Annotated in this window: 5 protein-coding genes and 1 tRNA gene; 5 read left to right on the forward strand and 1 reads right to left on the reverse strand. The window is 56.2% G+C overall.

Features of this window, described 5'->3' with window-relative positions:
• The first annotated feature begins 9 nt into the window (after positions 1–9).
• From hemW to QZ725_RS08260, 4 genes are all read left to right on the forward strand, one after another.
• Complete coding sequence (gene hemW, locus QZ725_RS08245; protein WP_293778380.1) at positions 10–1,260, forward strand: radical SAM family heme chaperone HemW; 1,251 nt, start codon at positions 10–12, stop codon at positions 1,258–1,260.
• A gap of 115 nt (positions 1,261–1,375) precedes the next feature.
• Positions 1,376–1,465: transfer RNA gene (locus tag QZ725_RS08250), tRNA-Ser, on the forward strand.
• A gap of 50 nt (positions 1,466–1,515) precedes the next feature.
• A complete protein-coding gene (locus tag QZ725_RS08255) occupies positions 1,516–2,073 on the forward strand; it encodes a phospholipase D family protein (RefSeq protein ID WP_366773971.1) in 558 nt (185 codons plus the stop codon).
• A 403-nt stretch (positions 2,074–2,476) separates the two neighbouring features.
• Positions 2,477–3,268, forward strand: coding sequence for a SapC family protein (locus QZ725_RS08260; protein ID WP_293778372.1), 792 nt, complete (start codon positions 2,477–2,479; stop codon positions 3,266–3,268).
• Here QZ725_RS08260 and QZ725_RS08265 read toward each other — a convergent pair.
• Positions 3,265–4,395, reverse strand: a complete 1,131-nt coding sequence (locus QZ725_RS08265; RefSeq protein ID WP_293778374.1) for a hypothetical protein — start codon at positions 4,393–4,395, stop codon at positions 3,265–3,267. The genes QZ725_RS08260 and QZ725_RS08265 overlap by 4 nt on opposite strands.
• Positions 4,396–4,736: 341 nt before the next feature.
• Here QZ725_RS08265 and QZ725_RS08270 point away from each other — a divergent pair, with 341 nt between their 5' ends.
• Positions 4,737–5,990, forward strand: coding sequence for a TolC family outer membrane protein (locus tag QZ725_RS08270; RefSeq protein WP_293778376.1), 1,254 nt, complete (start codon positions 4,737–4,739; stop codon positions 5,988–5,990).
• Positions 5,991–21,615: the final 15,625 nt, after the last annotated feature.

The following is a 21,615-nucleotide window of genomic DNA, read 5'->3' on the forward strand; positions in this document are numbered from 1 at the left end:
AAAATTGCAATGATTCCGATCAAGCCGATTGAGAGCGAGATCGCCGATCACCTGGATCACAGCGAACCATCGCGTGTCGCAATGTCGTATCTGAAGCCGGGTGCGCTCAATCTCGCCGCATTGCCGCCGTTGTCCTTATACGTCCACATTCCGTGGTGCGTACGTAAATGCCCCTACTGCGATTTCAATTCGCATGAGGCCGGCGGAGAAATTCCCGAAGAAGAATATCTCGCCGCGTTGCGCGCCGATCTGGAAATATCGCTCCCGATGATTTGGGGGCGCAAGCTGCATACGATTTTCATTGGCGGTGGTACCCCCAGCCTGCTGTCTGCGGGCGGGCTGGATCGTCTGCTATCGGACATTCGCACGCTGATGCCGTTTGATCCGAGCGTGGAAGTGACGATGGAAGCCAACCCCGGCACCTTTGAAAGCGACAAATTCCGCTCCTATCGCGAAAGCGGCATCAATCGTCTATCAATTGGTATCCAGAGTTTCAACCCCTTGCATCTGCAAGCGTTAGGGCGTATTCATGATGGCGACGAAGCGCGCCGTGCCGTGGATATTGCGCATGCGCATTTCGACAATTTCAATCTCGATCTGATGTATGCCTTGCCATCGCAAACGCTGGAGGAGGCACGCAAGGATGTGCAAACTGCGATCTACTGTGCGCCACCGCATCTGTCGCTCTACCACCTGACGATGGAGCCGAACACTGTTTTTGCGAAATATCCGCCCTCACTGCCGGATGACGATACAAGTGCCGACATGCAGGACATGATCACTGAGGTCACCAGTGCAGCCGGTTATGCCCATTATGAAGTGTCGGCTTATGCGCAGCCGACCCGCAAGGCGCGTCACAATCTCAATTACTGGCAATTTGGCGACTATCTGGGAATCGGCGCTGGTGCGCACTCCAAGCTTTCCTTTCCACATCGCGTAATACGTCAGGCACGTTACAAGCAGCCCAAGTCATATTTGGAGCACATGCGGCAGGGCAACGCCGTGCAGGAAGAGATCGAAGTCGCGCGAGATGAGCTCGCCTTCGAGTTCATGCTTAATGCCATGCGACTTACCGATGGTGTAGAAGCCAATCTCTTTGCCGAACGTACCGGTCTTGCGCTCAATCGTATCGAGACTGCCTTGAACGAAGCTGAGCGACGAGGACTGCTGTATCGCGATTACAAAACGCTCAAGCCGACCATGCTTGGCCAGCGGTTTCTCAACGATCTGCAACAACTCTTTTTGCCAGACGCAAACTGATTCGGCAAGCTGCGCTGACTTGGGTATAATGCGCGTCTTGGAATGCGACGCTCGTCGCTCGCTGCTTAACCATGCAGCGTCACATCGGCCTCTTGCCGGTGATGGTATTCCAGAAGGAAGTGTGGCTGAGTGGTTTAAGGCAGCGGTCTTGAAAACCGTCGATGGTTAATCCCATCCGTGAGTTCGAATCTCACCGCTTCCGCCAATCTTCCCGTGTACCGTTCATTACGAACTTGTCTTGTTCCAGATTCACGCATGAGACATCTGTTGCTTTCCCTCTGGTTGTGTCTGTCGCTGCTTTCTTCCACAAAGGCTGCAGAAAACGATTACGCTTTTTCACCGACAAATAATACCCGTATCGAATCAGCATTTTCGCCTGATGCGGGGGGCGAGCAACTGGTTTTGAAAGTGATCGACGCTGCGCGCCGGAGCTTATATGTCGCCGCCTACTCTTTTACTTCAGCCAATGTCGCGCGTGCGTTAATTCGGGCGAAACGTCGCGGAGTCGATGTGAAGGTGTTGGTCGACGAAAGTGCGAATCAGCGCAAGGCCAACTTCGCCGCATTGAATCTTCTTGTTAATGCGGATATTCCAACAAGAACGATTGCGAGTTATACGCTGCATCACGATAAATACATTGTCGTTGATGGAAAGACTGTGCAGACAGGAAGTTTCAACTACAGTGCGGCAGCCGCAAAAAGCAATAGCGAGAATGTGCTCGTTGTGTGGAATCATGCGCAACTGGCGCGACGCTATCTGCAGCATTGGGAGGATCGCTGGGGACAAGCCGATGTGTATCAATCCGTGTATTGATTCGATGATGTGCTTGAGCACGAGGCGTTGTAATTTCAAGCGCGTGAGTATACGTTCAAGCGTGTTTAATAAGCCGCGCGGCCGCTTATGATTTTTGTACTCTCTTAAATCTTTTCTACTACTTAAAGTGAGTATCCGCGCAGAATTTCGAAAGAAGCATTACGACTGCATGGCATTAAAACTATTTTGCTAGCAATACTTTTATTTCCACGTGGAAATTATTGATATTGCATCCTTGTGAATGTGATGTAGAAAAAAAGCGACGTCTAATTCTCAAGGTAAGAATTGTCCTTGTTTAGTCATTGCGCATCGGCAATGCTATAGCGCACAATGCATTGCTTTTTCAAATTTCGCAGTGAAGATTTCACTGTCTTTTCCGCCGTTCGAATCATCAGGGACAACAATGACAACAATGATTTTCTATGAGCGTGCTGTCGCGCTTAATCGCGAGCGTCATCAGAAGCTCAAGCTTCAGTTGAAGGCCAACCATTTTTCTTTCGCTTCGAAGACCAACTCGGTACTGGTCGCCGGTAGCGAATTTGCTGAAGCGTCGCGCGATTATCCGATCGTGTTTGTCGGTAAGGAAGGCGGTCCTTTCACGTTGGCAGCATTGGTCGGTCTCGGTGAAAAAGATAACCTGATGGTCGATGAGAACGGCCATTGGGAAACGAATACGTATATTCCTGCATTTATTCGTCGTTATCCTTTCGTACTCGCCGGTGGCGAAGGTGCGGAATCGTTGACGGTATGCGTGGATGAGGCTTATCCAGGCTTGAACGAAGAGCAAGGGGAAGCTTTGTTCAACGAAGACGGTACCGAAACTGAGTATCTGAAAAAAGTCATCGAGTTTCTCGTGTTGTTCCACAGCGAAATGAAGCGTACTGCGGCATTCGCTGAAAAAATGGCAGAACTTGGCTTGCTGACGTCCAAGGTCGTTACCATCGAACGCGAGGGGTCCAAGCAGACGTTGGAAGGCGCATGGGTCATCGATGAAGCTAAGCTCAACGCGCTTGACGACAAGACCATGCTGGAACTGGTTCGCACCGGTTATCTTGGATGGATCTATGCCCATCTGATGTCGCTGAACAATGTGACGCGTCTGGCGCGCCGCATGGATGTCCGTCGCCTGACTTCAGCCGCTGCTACATCGGCAGTTGCTGCTGATGAAGGTGCAGGTAACGCGGTCGTTCACTAAGCGTTGTCTTCCTGATTAGTAGCGGGGGCGTGGTAAGTCGTCAAGAACGCGCTCCCGTGACGATCGATACCACCGGAGATGTGGCCAACAAAGTCCGCTTCGGTGCGTTTCAATAGTTCTTCCAGTTTTTCTTCCTGCAATCCTAAGTGCGTGCCCAACTGTTTGAGTAGTGGGGTAATGTCGGCTATCCGCAATCCACTTTCATACAGATTCAGATCAAAGGATTTGCGCGAAGTATCCGTGTCGTGCACTTCGACCAGCAACGGCGATCCCCCTTCATTGCGGGCTGTCAGTCTTTGATTGGCAAGTTGCAGAATGGCGTAGGCAATGCGCAGCACTTCTCTATCCGATTGACGATAGAAAGCTGTGAGCACATCGCGCCATGCCTCATCGCCTGATGGTGTTGTCAATCGGGAGTATTGCGACACGCTGCATTGCAGCGGATCTTCGGGATTCCATTTGTAGCCGATATACAGCGGCAGATTTTCTCTCTGTGAAAACTCCAGATAGAGTTTGTAAGTAGCGCTGTTTGAACCTTGCTCAAAGCCGATGTGGAAAAACTGCGCATGCTGCCATTGTGCTTGTATGGTACGCAAAAAATCTTGCGGCGCTTGTAGCGACGTTGCAATGTATTCGACGTCCTGCAAGGCGATTTGAGAGCAGGCGAGGCCAGCAAGAAAACGTTCATCAAGCAATTCGGAAGAACGCATTTTGAAAGAACGTTCGCAGCCATCGAGCGGTAGGGAACGAATGCAAAAATAGAGTCGATTGGCAAGCAAATTTGCTGTTGGGAATTGGCAACATCCTGAAGCATTTCCTTGCGGCACTATTCCAAAAAGCCGGCGATCGTTTGCTACCGCAATCTTGTTTGCAAATTCGGACCACAACGTCCCTGATGCCGTTTCGTAATTCTCGATCCATTCGTGCAGTTTTTTTGCAAGCGCCTTTGCTGTAGCGGGTTCCAGGGCAACGGTGGTCTGCTTTTCACCATCGCCAAACGCCAAACGCAAGCCTTTTTCAGACCAGAGATTGCCCCATCGATCAGCAGAAAAATTTCCTTTTGGAAATGTTAAATCGCCGTTTTTTGAGGCATTAGTTTCCGTAAGGAAAATGTTACTTTTTTCCATTTTCACTTGTTACTTTTGAGACATTTTTTTGCTTGTTTATGGACTTGCAAAGGATGACAATCGTGCCCGTAAGAAAGATGTAAGACGTTCGAAAACGACAGTGAAACATGCAACAGGGAGTGGAGGCGTTGCATCGCATTTTGCACGGTTTTCGATGTTTCAGGTTTGACGTTGTTGCGATGCCAGCGTGGCTGACAAAGCGAAGAGCAAGCTGTTCCTGGTGCCGGTTCCGGTGCTGAAACCGAATCAAAAAAACGATAATGAACACTGTGCCATCACGAGTTTTCGTCGCAGCGCTGTTGGGTGCTGCATGCCTGTCTTCCGCTGGAGCGGAAAGCCTCATGGAAGTGTACGAACTTTCCAAGCAGAACGACCCCAAATATTTGGCGATGCGTGCGGAATACGAAGCAACGAGCTTCGGTGTGAAAGAGGCGCGCGCGGGATTGTTGCCGCAGGTGGCCTACATCTACGGGCGTACGAATACCAACCAAAACATCGTCAGCAGCGAGAACGCCGTGTTTGCGACCGGGACGGCGACGTATCCGACCAACGACCGTACCCTGTCGATCACGCAGCCTGTTTTTCGCCTTGCTGCGTGGCGTAACTGGCAGCAATCCAAGGCTTCCGAAAAGCAGGCCGCGGCTGCCTACGCTGCCGCTGAGCAAGACTTGATCGTGCGTACTGCAACCGCATACATGGCGGTGCTGGCAGCGCAAGATGCGCTGGCGTTTGCCAAGGGCGAGCAGGAGTCGATCAAGCGTCAACTCATGCTTGCGGAAGAAAAATTCAAGAGCGGACAAGCAATCAAGGTCAATCTGTACGATGCCGAAGCACGTAGTGCCTTGAAGCAGTCGGACGTGATTGCTGCGGAAAATGATCTGGCCGACAAGGTGCAAGCATTACGGGAAGTGACTGGCGTGACGATTGCCGAACTGAGGCCATTGCCACGTGACGTGCCGCTGGTAACGCCGGATCCGCAAAATGCTGACGAATGGGTCAATTCCGCACTGGATAAAAATCTGCTGATCGAGGCCCGCAAGCAGGCGGTGGAAGTCGCCAATCGTGAACTCGATAAACGCAAGGCCGGTTACTACCCGACTGTCGATCTGGCGATTTCGCGTAATCAGCGCACGACGGGCGGCAGCTTGTTCGGCGGTGGCAGTAGCGTCAATACCAATGACGTCATGTTCCGCATCAACATTCCTATCTACGAAGGCGGTGCAACGAGTGCACAGACCGGTGCTGCTGCGGCGCGTTATCGTGCGGCCCAACAGGATCTTGAGCGTGATCGCCGGCAGGTGGAGCGTCAGGCACGTGCTGCCTATCAAGGTGTCGTGAGCGGCAAGGTGCGTGTGCAGGCATTGTCCAAGTCCGTCGAGGCATTGGAAGGTGCACGTTCGCTCAAGGAAGAAGGTTACAAGGCGGGCTTGACGACGATTCTTGGCGTTCTTGATGCCGAGCGTGATCTCTATGCGCTGCGTCGCGATGCAGCGCAATCTCGCTATGACTATCAGCTCAACACGCTGCGCCTCAAGCAGGCTGCCGGTACGTTGAGCGAAGAAGATTTGATGAATATCAGCAGGGCGATGCAGTAAGCAGTGTGGCCGAATCCGATGCACAGTCCCTCATGATCAGGGCTGGCATCGGATTTGCAGAGCGATAAAAAGAACAACGAAAACTGGAATTCGATATGGCTTCGAAAAAATTGGCATCCCTGAGAGGGCGTTTAACCGGATCTTCGCGTCGGTCTGGTGCACCACGACCTAGCGCAAAGCGCAAAACGCTGTTCGAAGCACTCGAACAGCGTTTTTTGCTTTCTGCCGAACTGGTTGTGCCGCCGCCACCGGTGCAACAGCCTGTGCTCGAAGCGCCCTTGCTGATCAATGAGCCAGGGCAAATCCAACTTTTCTTGTCGACGCAAACACCGCCACCCGATGCCTCGCTTGGCAATCCGCTCGCAGAAAACAAAACGGCGACACCTGCCGAGGCTGGCCATACCTCGGTTTCGCTTGCCGAGCCCGATACGACGCGTCAGGCGATGCCTGGCATCGGCATCGCGCTGGCCGATTTTGCAGCACACATCGAATCGCTGGCCCCTGCCAAGCAATTGATCATCGTCGATCCTTCGATTCCGCACACGGGAACCTTGCTGGATGGTCTGTTGCAAGCCATGCCAGCGGGCGAACGTAGTCCGGCTGCGGAGCACGACACCCAAAATCCGTCTGGCGAAACCACGCTGGCTGCGCAATTGCAGGTTATCCATCGCGGCGATGTCGATGTGATCGTGCTCGATGCACGTTTCGATGGTGTGGAACAGATCAGCTCCATTCTCGGCGCCTACAAGGATCTGGATGCGATCCAGATTCTGTCGCATGGCAGTAGCGGTTCGCTGCACCTGGGCAGTACGCAACTCGACGGTGGCAACCTCGATCAGTATGAGGATCGTGTTGCGTCGTGGGGCAAGGCCTTGCACGCTGGCGGCGATATCCTGCTGTACGGTTGCGATGTGGCGCAGGGTAGTTACGGTATCAATTTCGTCGATAGCCTGGCGCGCCTGACAGGTGCGGATGTTGCGGCATCGACCGACCGTACCGGTGCGGCCGACCTGGGCGGTAACTGGGCGCTCGAATACGCAACGGGGCAGATCGAGGCCAGTACCTATTCGCTGGATGTGTACGGTTATACGCTGGACATGCTGGTCGGGCAGGATCTCGCGGATGATGTGCTGACGAGCACCAGTCTCGATGTGACGTCTGGCCGTACTGGTGACGACGTCATGGCCGGCAAGACCGGCAACGATACTTATCAATTCGAGAATTTCTTCGGGAATGATGTCGTGACCGAAGAGGTGGCAGGCGGTACCGATACGCTGGACTTCTCGCAAGTAACGCGCGATCTGCATTTCTTTATCAATGCCGATGGCAGCATTGATGTGGTGGACGTGCTTTTGCCGCTCAACAAGGTACACGCAAGCAATGTTGAAAATCTGATTACCGGTTCCGGCACCAACACGTTCTACTTTGTTGGCGATTTCAACGGCTCGGTTACGGGAACGGTGGGCGGCACGACCGTACTCGATTATTCTGGATATGTGACGTCGACCAATCTCAAGGTCGATCTGGGTGCGCAGAAGGTCAACGACAAGCTGTCGTTCTCGTACATCAACAAGATCATCGGTGCTTCATCGCCGACAGTAACGAATACGCTTGTCAGTGGTACCGGTGACAACGTTTGGGCAATTACGGCTGCTGGCACTGGCAAGCTCAATGAGCTGTCGTTCGAGCGTTTCTCCGTATTGACCGGCAACGCTGCAGGCACCGATACCCTCGATTATTCCGCCTATGGCTCCGCGGTTACTGTTAACCTCGGTACCGGCAGCGCCACCGGCTTTACGTCCATCAGCCTGTTCAACAACATCGTCGGTTCGAACTATGCCGATACGTTGATCGGTGATGCACTCAATAACGTCATCACTGGCGGCCCAGGTGCCGATGCGATTACGGGCGGTGGCGGTATCGATACCGTTGTCGAATTTCGCGATGCGGATTTCGTCCTGACCGATACCAGCTTGACGATCACGGTGGCTGGCGTCAGCGAAACCGATACGCTGACCGGTATCAGCAAGGTTGAACTGCATGGTGGCGACGGCAACAACACGCTTGATGCATCGGCCGTCACGACAATGACGGTGCTGCTCGATGGCGGTGCCGGCAACGATATTCTCAAGGGCGGCGGCGGCGCCAACACGCTGTCGGGTGGTCTGGGCAATGATGAACTTTATGGTGGCAATGGTAGCAATCTGTTCAGCGGCGGTGGCGGTGTCAACAAGATCGTCGGTTCCGGTACGAACAATAGCTTGCTTGAATTGGGTAGCAATCAATTCACATTGACTGATACGTATCTGGACATGGCTGAATCCAGCGTTGTTCAGACGATTCAGCGCACGGGTACGGTCACTGCAGGCACATTCACACTCAAATTCGGCGAGCAGACCACGTCTGCCTTGGCGTTCAATGCAACGGCAGAGCAGGTGCGCTCGGCCTTGGCTTCGCTGAGCAGTATCGGCAATAACGTCACCGTTGTGGCGACCACGGATGGCTGGACCGCCACATTTGGCGGTAAGTTCGCCGGCGTGGATGTAGAAACGCTGGTTGCCGCCGCTGCATTCACCGGTGGTGGTGTGAGTATCTCGCAAACCAAGGTCAGCGAAATACGTCGTTCCACCATCAGCGGTATTCAATATGCGCGACTCGCTGCCGGTATCGGCAACAGCACGCTCGACGGTTCGGGCTTCAGCGGCAATTTGCGACTCGATGGCAATATCGGCGATGACGTTCTGATCGGCGGTTCCGGCAAGAATGAACTGTACGGTGGCGACGGCGACGATACGTTGACGATCAAGACCAATAGTCACGATGTCACTATCGCCGGCGGTGGTGGTGTCGATACGCTGATTGTCACGCGTGATGCCAACATGACGCTGACCAATACGTCGTTGACGGTCGGTAGCGATGTGTTCGCGATTTCGGGTATTGAACGCGCCACGCTGACGGGTGGCGTAAGCGCGAATACGCTGGATGCCTCCACGTTCACGGGTCTGTCCATTGATACGCCGCTGGACTTCCTGAACAACGGCAGCGGTATCTTTGCTGAGAAGGAAACTGAGTTTGGTTTCACGATCACCATGTCAAATGGCACTAAGGTGAACGTCGATGTTTCGAAAGCCTATTCAATAAACGATGTCCTGAAAGCGATCCATACGGCAAATGCGAAGTTGACCGCCGTCTTGAATGCAGCAGGAAAGATTGTTATCACGGATACAGCAGGTGGTAGCAGCGCTTTAGTAGTCGAAAACAATCAGGTTAAGCAACAAGGCGGACAGTCTACCTCAGCAACGGGGCTGGGCCTGATTGGTGGCACGGCAAACGCAACAAGCTATACCGGCCACGCTTTGGTGGGAGGAGGCTACGTCACGCTGGATGGCGGTGCGGGAGATGACACCCTCATTGGATCTGCCGGTAACGATTTCCTGACCGGCGGTACAGGCAAGAACACCATCGATGGCAAAGGCGGCACGGATACGTTGGTCGAACAGCGTGATGCCAACATGACGCTCACGAACGGCAAGCTGACCATCGTTGCCGATACGGATGAAAGTACGCTCACATCGATCGAGAATGCCATTCTCAAAGGTGGTGCCAGCGCCAATATCATCGATGCTTCCGCCTTTGATGTGGGCAATGTGACCTTCTACAGTAACGGTGGCAAAGATGATTTGCGTGGCGGCAAGAAAGTCAACACTTTCTACGTCGACGTTGCCGGCTTGAATGCAGGGGATAAAGTCAAGGTCAGTGCAGGTACGTCTGCAGACAACATTTACATTCTCGGCGCAGGTGACCTGACAAGTGCCGATCTTTCATGGATCGACATGTCAGCCGGCGCGACAACGGCGACTCTGGTTTTCAAGGGCGAGACAGGCACCGTTGGCAGCAATCTCGATACCGCAGGCCAGAATATTGCGTTCGAATACGACAGCTTTACGCTGAATGGCTACACCGTTTCAACGGGAGGTTCACAGGCAGGCAATATCACCATCACTGCGCGCACGATCGATATCGCGAATGGCAAATTGCTTGCGGTCAGTTCGGATACGACTAACGCTAATGGCGATATCCAGCTGGTGGCACAAGACCTGATCAAGGATTTTACCGGTACTGGCTTTGCCAACATCGATATCAATTCCGCCTCGGTCAACATTACCAAGTCTGAAATCAAGGGCGGCAATGTCACGGTAACTGCAAAGGCGATCGCACAGAAGTACGATCTCGAATTTGGTGATTCGTGGTTGGGGCGCAGTTTTGCCAAGGCAGTCAGCAAGTTGCTCGGCGCAATGGAAGGCAATCTTTCCATCATCGCTGGTGTGTCGTTGGCGACTTCGCGCGCGACCATCAACATCGATAAAGATACAGTCATCACGGCCACCAACGATTTCACTGCCTATGCCACGGCGACGGCAGTCGCTGTGCCGAAGACGAATGGATTCGGTCTTGGCGTCGTGGTCGGTATTGCCGATACGACCGCCATTGTCACGGTGGCCGGAACGATCAATGCTACCGGCAACATCACATTGATGTCTTCTGCCGACAATACGTCCGACGTCGTCTCGCAACCCAAGGCAGTCAAGGGCTACGATGTGGCACTTGCTGTCAACGTCGTGAATTCGGAATCAACCGCCCAGGCCACTGGCACGTCGCGCCTTACCAGCGGCGGTGCAATTGCGGTGAAGGCAGAAACCATTGATCGCACGCGTACCCTGTCGGAATCGGTGTCGCCGGAAGATGGCAAGGTCGCCATGGCGTTCGCTGTGGCGGTAGAGAACGGCAGCACCCATGCTTATCTGGATGGTTATGCCAAGGCTACGGGCGATATCGAAGTGGAAGCTGAGGCGACGCAGGAAGAAATCCAGCGTGCCAAGTTCTTCAACATGGTGCCCAATTCCGTCAGCGGTGTGTCTGCTAGTGCAGGCGTGGGTAGTAAATCGACCGGCGACTTGCTGACCGATCTGGAAAAGTCCATCAAGGGTGCTGGCGTCGATAAGGCGAAGGAAACGAAACTCGGGCAGAAAGCGACCGCGCTTGGTGACAAAGCGAAAGACTATGTCATGGGCATCGCAAAGAAAAGCGAGTGGCTCAAGAAGAAAATCGAAGAGCCTGCATCCAACAAGTGGGATATCGGTGCCGGGTTTGCCGTCGCTATCGATATCAATGATGTGCAGGCGCGCATTGGCGATGGTGCCGCGACGCTCGCCGCGGCAGAGGTAGAAGCAGGTGGCGATATTTCGGTCAGTGCACTGGTGGAAAGTCGTCCGAGCGTCAGTGCCAGTTCATCGATTGAAAACGAAGCAACCAAGCCTGAAACCATCGGCACCAACGCCAAGTGGGGTGCTTCGGTATCGATTGCCGTCGGCGTTTATAGCGATACTGCACAGGCCATCATCAATGGCGATGCACAGGTCGATGCCCGAGGCGCATTGAAGGTCGAGGGCAAGACGATCAACCAGATCGATCCCGATTCCTTGTGGGGCGTGAATCTGGTGAAGTCCTTCAACAAGGACAGCACAACGCCTAAATTCCTGAGCACAGATGGTTCCAAGGAGGTTGCTCGCGGAGACAAGGTCGAAGTCAAGCAAGGCCATTCGGCTGGTGGCGACGTCGGCAACTGGTATGAATTTGTCGGTGCCACTCTGCCTGGCGCGATTGATTTGTCCAAGGTCGACTATACCGATACGACGCAATGGCGTGATCTTGGTTCGCCATCCATGGCAATCGGCAAGAATTTCGTTTCGAACGTGGCCGGTTATCTCAACGATAACCTCATGGATAACCTGATCGATACGTGGAGTAATTCGACGGCCGAAGGACAAGTCAGTCCGGGTGCAGGCGCATTGAGTGTTCTGGTACTCGATCATGATGCCGAAGCGAGCATCAAGAATGGCGCGAAGATCAATCAAAAGAGTTCCCAGCGCTCGGGAAATCAGACGATTGAAGTCAATGCGGCCAGCATCGCCAATCTGGTCAGCATCGTTGGCAACCTCAAGACGCCCGGTATTTCGGGCGCAACCGAATTCAAGAACTGGTCCAAGGACGACATCATTTCCAAGCCGGGCGGTGGCGTATCGGCTGAAGGCGGTACGGCAGTCGGCGCGTCGATGGGCTTCTATGTCTTCGATAATGACGTCAAGGCGACCATCGAAGATGGCGTCACGTTGTATGGCGACAATCTTTCCGTCACCGCCAGTAATGATGTGATTTCAGCCGTGTTTGGCGCGTCGGGTAGCAGTGGCGGCGCCAAGGCGGGCAACGGTGTGCTGGTTGCCAATGTCGTGCTTAACGATACCTTGGCGCAGGTTGGTAACAACGCTGCGATTTCTCTGGGTAGCAAGCCCTTGAGCAGCACCGATCCTTCGAGTGCAGTGGCGTACGTGAGCGCGCTTGATCGCACCTATGTCGTGACTGTCGCAGGTGCCGTAGCCACTGGTGAAAACACCGGCGTTGGCATCTCGATTGCCGGCAATGTCATTCAGCGCGATACGCAGGCTGTGATCGGCAGTCTGTTGGGTGCCACGGGCGCAGCAGGCGGTTCGTTCGCTGCCAGCGGCAAGTTGAATGTGCAGGCGCAGAATAGCGGCGTGATTGTCAGTCTGGCCGCCGCAGGCGGTAAAGCTGGCAGCAAGCCGGCGCAGACGCCGGCAGATAGCACGCCAAGCACGCCACCAGTCAACGGCACGGGCGGTACGCAGGGCGCTGATGGCACAGCGCAAAGTCAGGCTGATCTCGAAAGCTGGCAAACCAAGATGCAGGCTGTGCTCAAGGATCTGAACAAGACCAACGAGCAAACCAAGGAAGCGACCGAGGAACCAGCGAAAGCACAAGGCAGCACAGCCGTTTCCGGTGCCGTCACGGTCAATATCGTCTATGACAACACGCGCGCCTATATCAACAAGCTTGGTAGCCTGACGGCGACGGATATCAAGATCGATGCTGGCGACAATACGATGGTAGCGTCGCTGGCGGGTTCGGTCGCGTTTGCCAAAGCGCAGGATGAGAGCCAATCGGCCAAGGCACTGGCGGGTGCATTCGGTATCAATTTCTTTGGCGGCTATACCCAGGCATTCCTCGATTACGTCACCACACTCGACGCCAGCAGCGTGTCAATTGCAGCAGCGCGCACGGGCTGGATCGCCGCGCTCGCAGCCGGCGTCAGTGGTGCGACCGGTAACAGCGGTACGGCGATTGCCGGCTCGGTGTCGGTCAACGTCACCGCCAAGGAAACCCAAGCAAAGTTCGGCCATGTCGGTGGCAGCGTCACTGGTTTGATTTCGGTCGATGCACAGGACGATAACAACATCGTCAGTGTTGCTGGCGCAGCCGCTTATGGCGGCAAGAGCGGTTTTGGTGTGGGTATCGGCGTCAATGTGATGGCCAACAATACCTCGGCGCTGGTGGATTCCGCCGTGATGACCAAGACGGGCGGGTACAAGGTCACATCAGACAGTGACGCGATGATCATCTCGGTCGCCGCTTCGGCAGGTATCGGTAAGGGTGGTACTGGCGGACAAGGTGCCGCAGTCGGTGGCACGATTTCCGTCAACGTGATCGACAATTCGAGCACGGCCAAGATTCTCAATAGCACCTCGCCGACCGGTTCCACTGGTGATATCACGGTATCGGCACGCGACGGCTCGCAGATTTATGCCTTTGCCGGCGGTTTTGCGTTTGGCAAGACCAAGGCGTTTGGTGTGGCTGCCGGCGTCAATGCGATCAGCAACAATACCTTGGCGGCGATCGAGAGTTCGACGCTGTATGGCACCGGCAAGGCCACTATCAGTGCCAAGGAAGAAGCGACGATCATGTCGTTCGCCATTGGTGGCGCGGGGTCGGATAAATCGACGGTAGCTGGCTCGATCGGCATCAATGCGATCATCAACAGTATCGATGCGCATGTAAAAGGTTCATCCTTGTACCTCGCCGGTGCGATTGCCGTGGCGGCACAGGACAAATCCACGCTGGTATCGCTCGCAGGCGCGGTCGGTGTCTCGACTACCGAGAAAGGCGTTGGCGTAGCAATTGGCTGGAACCGTGTCAGCAATGGCATCACCGCCTACATCAATAGCTCGACGGTAAGCAGCACGAATGGTGCTGTCGATGTAACGGCGCGTTCCAACGCGCTGCTGGTCGGCATCGGTGCGGCGGGTGGTGGCGGCAAGTCCACCAGCGGTGCTGGCACCTTGCAGATTAATTCGATCGCAAATCAGATCGATGCGCATATCAACAACGGCTCCAACGTCACCGCCAAGGGCAATGTCAGCGTGATCGCCAGCGAAGCCGCTGCGCTGTATTCGGCAGCGTTGGCAGTGGGCGTGTCGACCGAGGGTTCGGCGATTGGCGCCGTGCTTTCGTATAACTACGTCGGTACCACAGCCAATATGGCTGATCCGAACGCGATTTCTGTCGCCGATGCACCATCCACCAGCGATGCTGACGGCTCGAAGAACGTTAGCGTAACGGGTACTGGTACGGTAACCGCAGCCGGTGTGACGGCCTATATTGACAGCTCTGCTGTTGCCGCAGATGCGTCCGTTATCGTGTTGGCTGGTTTCGACGATCCGAACAAATCGCTGGAATCCAGCCCGCTGCTGGCTGGTATCAAGACCGTCAATCCGTCTACTGTAGTCACCACCACGAACGGCACGATTGGTTTGACTGCGCACGGTTACAAGACCGGCGATGCCGTGGTGTACAACAAAGGTGTTGCCGGTAATACCGCGATCAGCGGCCTGACATCGGGTACGACCTACTACGTGATCGTGGTTGATGCGAACACACTCAAGCTCGCAACCACACAGGAAAATGCACTCGCAAATCAGGGTATTGCGCTTGCCAATGTCGGTACAGGCTCTGATCATAGCCTGACGCCTTACGTTGCGCCAGCCGCTGATCCAGTCGTCAAGACCTTTGACCCTTCGGGCACGGTCGATCTGACGCAAACCACGCGTGACACCTTCCTGTTCACGAACGCGCACGGCTTGAGTACAGGCGATCAGGTCGTCTATAACAATGGTGGCGGCAGCAACATCAGCAACCTGACGTCAGGTTCGACCTATTACGTCATCAAGATCGATGACACCAGCTTCAAACTGGCGACCTCTGCTGCCAATGCCACCGCAGGAACGGCCATTGCGCTAACCTCTGTGGGTTCCGGCAACGAGCACAAGCTCACGCGTGCCGGCACCACGCCACTGGTCCTCACGTTTGCTCCTTCGCAAGCGCTGGATACGACGGCACATGCAAGCGGCAAGATCAATTTCGGCAGCGCGCACGGTTATGTGACCGGCGATGAAATCAAATACACGCATGGCACCGGTACCAACATCGGTGGCCTGGCCGAAAATACGTCGTACTACGTCATCAAGATCGATGACAACACCATCAAGCTTGCGACCAGCAAGGCGAATGCCGTTGCCGGTATCGGCATCGAGCTGACATCGCGGGGCACGGGTACCGGCCATAAGCTGACGCAGGTCGTCGCGGCGGTCACGGCACCTGTGACCAAGACGTTCAATCCGATTACTGCCGTCACGGTATCGACGAATCTGTCCGACACAATTTCCTTCGGTACGGCGCACAACCTCAATACCGGCGATGCGTTTGTGTATCGCAAGGGTGCTGAAGGCAATACGGCCATCGGCGGCCTCGTCGATGGTGAAACCTATTACGTCATCAAGGTCGATGCCACGCATATTCGCGTGGCATCGACGTATGCCGATGCCACCGGTACGACCGCCAAGGTGATTGCGCTGACCGGCAAGGGTACCGGCACCGATCACAGCCTCGTCGTCAAGAAGAGCCAGGTCAATGCAGCAGGCATCGCCGTGGCATTGCCGCAAACAATCGGGTCGCAGATCACGAGTGTCACCATCGCAGGTGCAGGCGGGAAAAATGCATCCGGCGCGGGTGCGGTATCGCTGAACTTCGTACGCATGAACGTATCGGCATATATCTCGAATACCGGGAGCGTCAACGGCACGGCACGTGCCGTGACGGCGGGCTCGGGCGATGTCATCGTCATGGCACGCGATATTTCGCAAGTCAATTCTGGTACGGGCTCGCTCGGCATTTCGGTTGGTAGCGGCACGGCGGTCAATGCATCGATCGGTTTGAACGATGTACGCAACAATGTGACGGCGCAAATCAGCGGTGCCAAGGTTGTGGCCACGGCAGGCGATGTGACGGTGAGTGCGGAAGAATCGGCACGCGTGATTAACGTGGTCATCGGCGGTGCGGCCAGCAGCGAAGGCGGCGCAATCGGCGGGTCGTTGGCGGTCAACATGATTGGCAACAGCGTCAGCGCTGCCATCAAGGCAGGCACGGTTGGTGGCGTGACAACCGCTTCCGACGTGACGGCACAAGGCGATGTGGCCGTGCTGGCAAAGGATACGGCGTCGATTGCTACCCTGGCGGGCAATATCAGCGCTTCGTTCAGCGGCAAATTCGGCGTCGGTTTGGCGCTGGCGGTCAACAGCATTCAGGATTCTGTTTCGGCCCTGATCGACAACTCGTCGGTCAAGACAACGACCGGCAATATCACGGTCGATGCAACGTTTGCCAAACCGACCACGCTGCCTACCGGTCTGGACGTGCAGATCGCCGCAATGGCAGTGAGCGGCGGTGGTGCGCAATCGGTTGCAGGTGCGGGTTCGGTCGCGCTGAACTGGGTACGCAACAGCGTGACGGCCAAGATCGCCAACATCGGCGATGGTAGGCAGGTCAAGGCAGGCGGCAAGCTGAGCGTGCTGGCTTCCGACAATTCAACCATCAATTCGCTGGCAGGTGCGGTGGCAATCTCGGGCATTGGTGCGTCTGGTGGCTCTGGTGCCATTGGCGCGTCGGTCGCCTATAACTATCTAGGTGGCGATCCGAACGACCCGACCACGACCAACAACAACATCGTACGTGCCTCGATCGAAAACGTGACGGGCACGGGCAAGGTAGAAGCCGTTTCGCTGGAAATCGGTTCGCTCTACAACGGTCAGATCAACAACATCACGGTGGCGGGTGCCGCAGCGGGGACGTTCGCGCTGGGTGGTTCGGTATCGATCAATCGCATTCGTAACACCAGCGAAGCATACGTTCTGAACGCGGCTTCGGTCACGACGACGGGGACGGCGGCTGACAGTATCTCGCTGCATGCCAAGGACACGTCGACGATTCGTGTGCTGGCGGGTGGTATCGGCTTGGCAATCGCCAAGGAAGGCGGCGCGGGTATTGCTGCCGGTGTCTCGGTCGCATCCAATGTGGTCGAAAACAAGGTCGGTACGTATATCGACAACGCCAAGGTGACGTCGGCTGGTGGCATCAAACTCGATGCGCGCGAACAAGCGGATATCGAAGCGCTGACGATTGGCGTTGCAGTCGGTGTCAGCACGGGCGGTGGCGGGTTTGCGGGTTCGGGCGCTGGTGCCGGTTCCGGTAACACGGTCAAGAACACGGTATCGAGCGTCATTCGTAACAGTCTTGCGGCGGATAGCAAGGGTGTGGCTGCCAATGGCGGCGCACTGAGCATCACGGCGGCGGATGAGGCAACGATTCTTGCTGGCGCCGGTTCGCTGGCGTTTTCCGGCTCGTTCGGCGGTGGCGGTGTTGGCGGCTCCATCGGCATTTCGGTGGCCGTCAATAAAATTACGGATTCCGTTGAGGCTGCAATCGACAGTGCAACGGTCAGCGCGGCAGGCAATCTGTCGCTGACGGCAACGGAAGATGCAGATATTCGCGCATTGACAGTGGGTGGTGCCGTGGGCGTATCCGGCGGTGGTGGCGGTGCCGGTGTCGGTGCGGCTGGTGCCGGCTCGGGCAATACGATTCGCAATACGGTACTTGCGGCAATTCGTAATGCCAGCTCGGTCACGACGACCAATAGCGGTTCGGTCAGCCTGACCGCAACGGATTCCTCTTTCATCAGCGCCAATGCGGGCGGCCTGGGTATCGGTGTTGCCTTCGGTGGCGGCGGTGCCGGTGTGTCGCTAGGCGTTGCGGCAGCAGACAACAATATCCAGAACAGCGTCAGCGCGTATATCGATAATTCGCTGGTGACGTCGGCTGGCGGCGTGTCGCTGTCTGCTATGCAAACGGCGACGATCGAATCGTTGAGTATCGGTGGTGCCGTGGCAGTGCAGGCTGGCGGCGGCGGTGCTGCAGTGGCAGCTGCAGGTGCCGGTTCCAACAACACGATCAAGAACACGATTGCAGCCTACGTCAACAACAGCCTGGGTAGCACCAAGGGCATACGTGCGTCAGGCGCCATTGCGCTGACAGCCAGCGACGATGCAACCATCACGGCCAATGCCGGTGGTGTGGGCATCGCAATCATGGGCGGTGGTGCAGGTGCGGGCGTATCGATGGGCATTGCGGCAGCAACCAATGTGATCGAAAACACCGTCGATGCCTATTTCGACAAGGCGACGGTTTCCACGACTGCTAATAACATTTCCCTTTCGGCCACCGAAAGTGCATCGATTGCCGCCTTGACACTCGGCGGTGCGATTGCAGGTTCCGGCGGTGGTGCCGCAGGTGTGGGTGTGGGCCTGGCTGGTGCAGGCTCGGGCAATACGGTCAAGAACAAGGCGCGTGCACGTTTCCTGAATGGTAGCGACGTCAAAACCATCACGAGCGGCAACATCGCGTTGACAGCGAGCGACACATCGGAAATTCGCGCCAATGCAGGTGGTGTCGGTATAGCTGTGGGCGGTGCCGGCGCGGCTGGCGTCGGCGTCTCGATGGGCGTGGCATTTGCCAATAACAAAATTACCAATGGCGTTGAGGCCAGTATCGACAGTTCGACCGTTGCTGCGGCAGGGACCTTGTCGTTGTCGGCAACGTCGAATGCCACGATCGAAGCCTTGTCAATCGGCGGTGCAGTCGCGGCTTCGGGCGGTGGTGCTGCGGGCGTATCGGTCGCGGCAGCCGGTTCCGGTTCGTATAACGAGATCTTGAATACGGTGTCGGCTTCCATCAAGAACAGCAATGGCACGAAATCCGTTTCGGCCAGCGGCATCAGCCTCAGTGCCAGCGATAGCTCGACTATTCGTGCTTACGGTGGTGGCCTGGCAGTTGCCGGAAGCGGTGGCGGTGCAGCGGGTGTTGGTGTGTCGCTCGGCATCGCGGCTGCGACCAACAAGATTGGCAATACCATCGATGCAACGATTGACAATGCCGATGTCACATCGACGGCTGGCAATCTGTCCTTGAGCGCTGTATCGGGCGCGACGGTGGAAGCGATCACGGTTGGTGGTGCGATTGCAGGTACCGGCGGTGGTGCCGCGGGTGTTGGTGTCGGTGCGGCGGGTGCGGGTTCGGGCAATGAAATCGCCAATACGGTCAAGGCCGTGGTGCGCAACAATGCTGTCGTCAAAACGGTCACCAGCGGCAATATGTCGCTGTCGGCCAGCGATACGTCGACCATTACTGCCAATGCAGGTGGTGTCGGTATCGCCGCAGCAGGTGGCGGTGCGGCAGGCGTTGGCGTATCGATGGGCGTGGCTGTGGCCGATAACAAGATCAGTAACAGTGTCAGCGCCTATATCGATGGTGCGAGCGCCGATTCGGCCGGCACGCTGGGCTTGTCCGCAACGGGCAATGCCACCATCAAGGCAATTTCCATCGGCGGTGCACTGGCGGGTTCCGGCGGCGGTGCGGCGGGCGTGTCGGTCGCGGCTGCTGGTGCCGGATCGAACAATCAGATCAACAACACGATTGCTGCCTACATCAAGGACAGCAACGGCAGTAAATCGGTTTCCGCACGTGGCCTGAGCCTGACGGCCAGCGATACCTCGACCATCGTCGCAAACGGTGGTGGCATCGGCATTGCCGCTGCGGGCGGCGGTGCAGCAGGTGTAGGCGTAACGGTTGGTATTTCGGCCGCAACCAACAAGATCGGTAATCTTGGTACCGATGGCAATGTGGTGCAGGCCTACATCGATAACTCGGTCGTCAACGTGACGTCGGCCAATCTGAGTTTGAGTGCGACCTCGACAGCCAATATCAAAGCCATGACGATTGGCGGCGCGGTTGCTGTTGGCGGCGGCGGTGCGGCCGGCGTAGGCGTCGGTGCCGCTGGTGCCGGTTCCAGCAACGAGATCAAGAACACGATCAAGGCATCGATCGGTAACAACAGTGTGGTCAAGACGATCACCAGCGGCAACATGAGCCTGACGGCGACGGACAATGCGACCATCAATGCTGATGGCGGCGGTTTGAGTCTGGCGGTTGGTGGTGCTGGTGCTGCGGGTGTTGGCGCTGCATTGGGTGTCGCCGTCTCGATCAACAAAATTGAAAACACAGTCGCTGCGCAGATCGATACGTCGGAAGTACGTTCGGCCGGTTCACTGAGCTTGAGCGCGACCGAGAGTGCCACGATCACGTCCTATAGCGTGGGCGGCGCACTTGCCGTAGGCGGTGGTCTGGTCGGTGTCGGTGTGGCGGGCGCTGGTGCGGATTCACGCAATACGATCAAGAATACGGTCCAGGCCACGATCAACGGCACGATGGGTGGCAGCAAGGAAGTCACCGCTGCTGGCGCCATCTCGTTGAGCGCAACCGATACGTCTTCGATTCTCGCCAATGCGGGCGGTCTGGCCGCAGGTATTGGCGGTGGTGGCGTTGGCGCAAGCGGCGCGGTTGGCGCTGCAGTAGCGATCAACACGATTACGAATACCGTGCAGGCAGCGATTATCGGTTCCAAGGTCACGGCAACGGGCGGCAATATCAGCCTGAGCGCGACGGAAACGGCAACCATCAACGCCACATCTGCCGGTGGTGCGGTGGCCTTGGCTGGCGGTGCGGCCGCCGCTGCAGCAGCAGGTGCTGGCGGTGAAGCGACCACGACGATCAGCAACATTGTCGAGGCGTATATCAGTGGTTCTTCCGACGTCAAAACCGTCACCAGCGGCAACATCAGCCTGACGGCAACCGACACGGCAAATGTGACGGCCGATACGATTGCTGCCGCGGTGTCGATTGCGGGTGGTTTGAGTGCCGGTACGTTCTCGGTTGGCGCGGCTGTCGCGCAAAACACGGTGACCAATCGCGTACGCGCCTATAGCGATGCCTCGACGCTGACCTCAGCGGGCAGTCTGTCGCTGACGGCAAGTTCGACGCCGACCATCAGCGCGAAATCGATTGCCGCTTCGGTGGCTGTCGCTGCTGCGCCGACTGGCGTCGCATTCTCCGGTGCAGGTGCGCAATCCAAGAACACGGTCAACAACACCATCGCCACGTTCATCGCGGGCGCCAGTTCGTCCGCGAAAAGCACGACAAAAGCCGCTGGAGACATTAGTCTTTCGGCATCCGAAACGGCCCGCATTACTGCGCAGATCGGTTCGGCTAGCGTGGCTGGCGGGGTGGTGGGTGGATCGATCGGTGCATCGGTGGCGGACAATAGCGTCACCAGCTCGATCAAGTCCTATGCAGAAAATGCCAATGTCACTTCGACGACAGGTGCCATCAGCCTGAGTACGAGTTCGGATGATCAGGTCAGCACGCTGACGTATGCGACGGCTGTGGCTGCTGCTATCGGCGGTGCCGGAGCAGGCGCGAGCGCAACATCGAGTGTCAATCCGACGCTGGAATCATACGCCGGTAGAGATCGGAAGAGCGTCGTGTAGGG

It is taken from the genome of uncultured Oxalicibacterium sp. (assembly GCF_913776015.1).
Taxonomy (GTDB): Bacteria; Pseudomonadota; Gammaproteobacteria; order Burkholderiales; family Burkholderiaceae_D; genus Oxalicibacterium.

Bases quoted from the DNA above. Each gene is read 5' to 3' on its own strand.
- QZ725_RS08270 (WP_293778376.1), top strand. From the start codon at position 4,737: ATGGAAGTGTACGAACTTTCCAAGCAGAACGACCCCAAATATTTGGCG.
- hemW (WP_293778380.1), top strand. From the start codon at position 10: ATGATTCCGATCAAGCCGATTGAGAGCGAGATCGCCGATCACCTGGAT.
- QZ725_RS08260 (WP_293778372.1), top strand. From the start codon at position 2,477: ATGACAACAATGATTTTCTATGAGCGTGCTGTCGCGCTTAATCGCGAG.
- QZ725_RS08265 (WP_293778374.1), bottom strand. From the start codon at position 4,395: ATGGAAAAAAGTAACATTTTCCTTACGGAAACTAATGCCTCAAAAAAC.
- QZ725_RS08255 (WP_366773971.1), top strand. From the start codon at position 1,516: ATGAGACATCTGTTGCTTTCCCTCTGGTTGTGTCTGTCGCTGCTTTCT.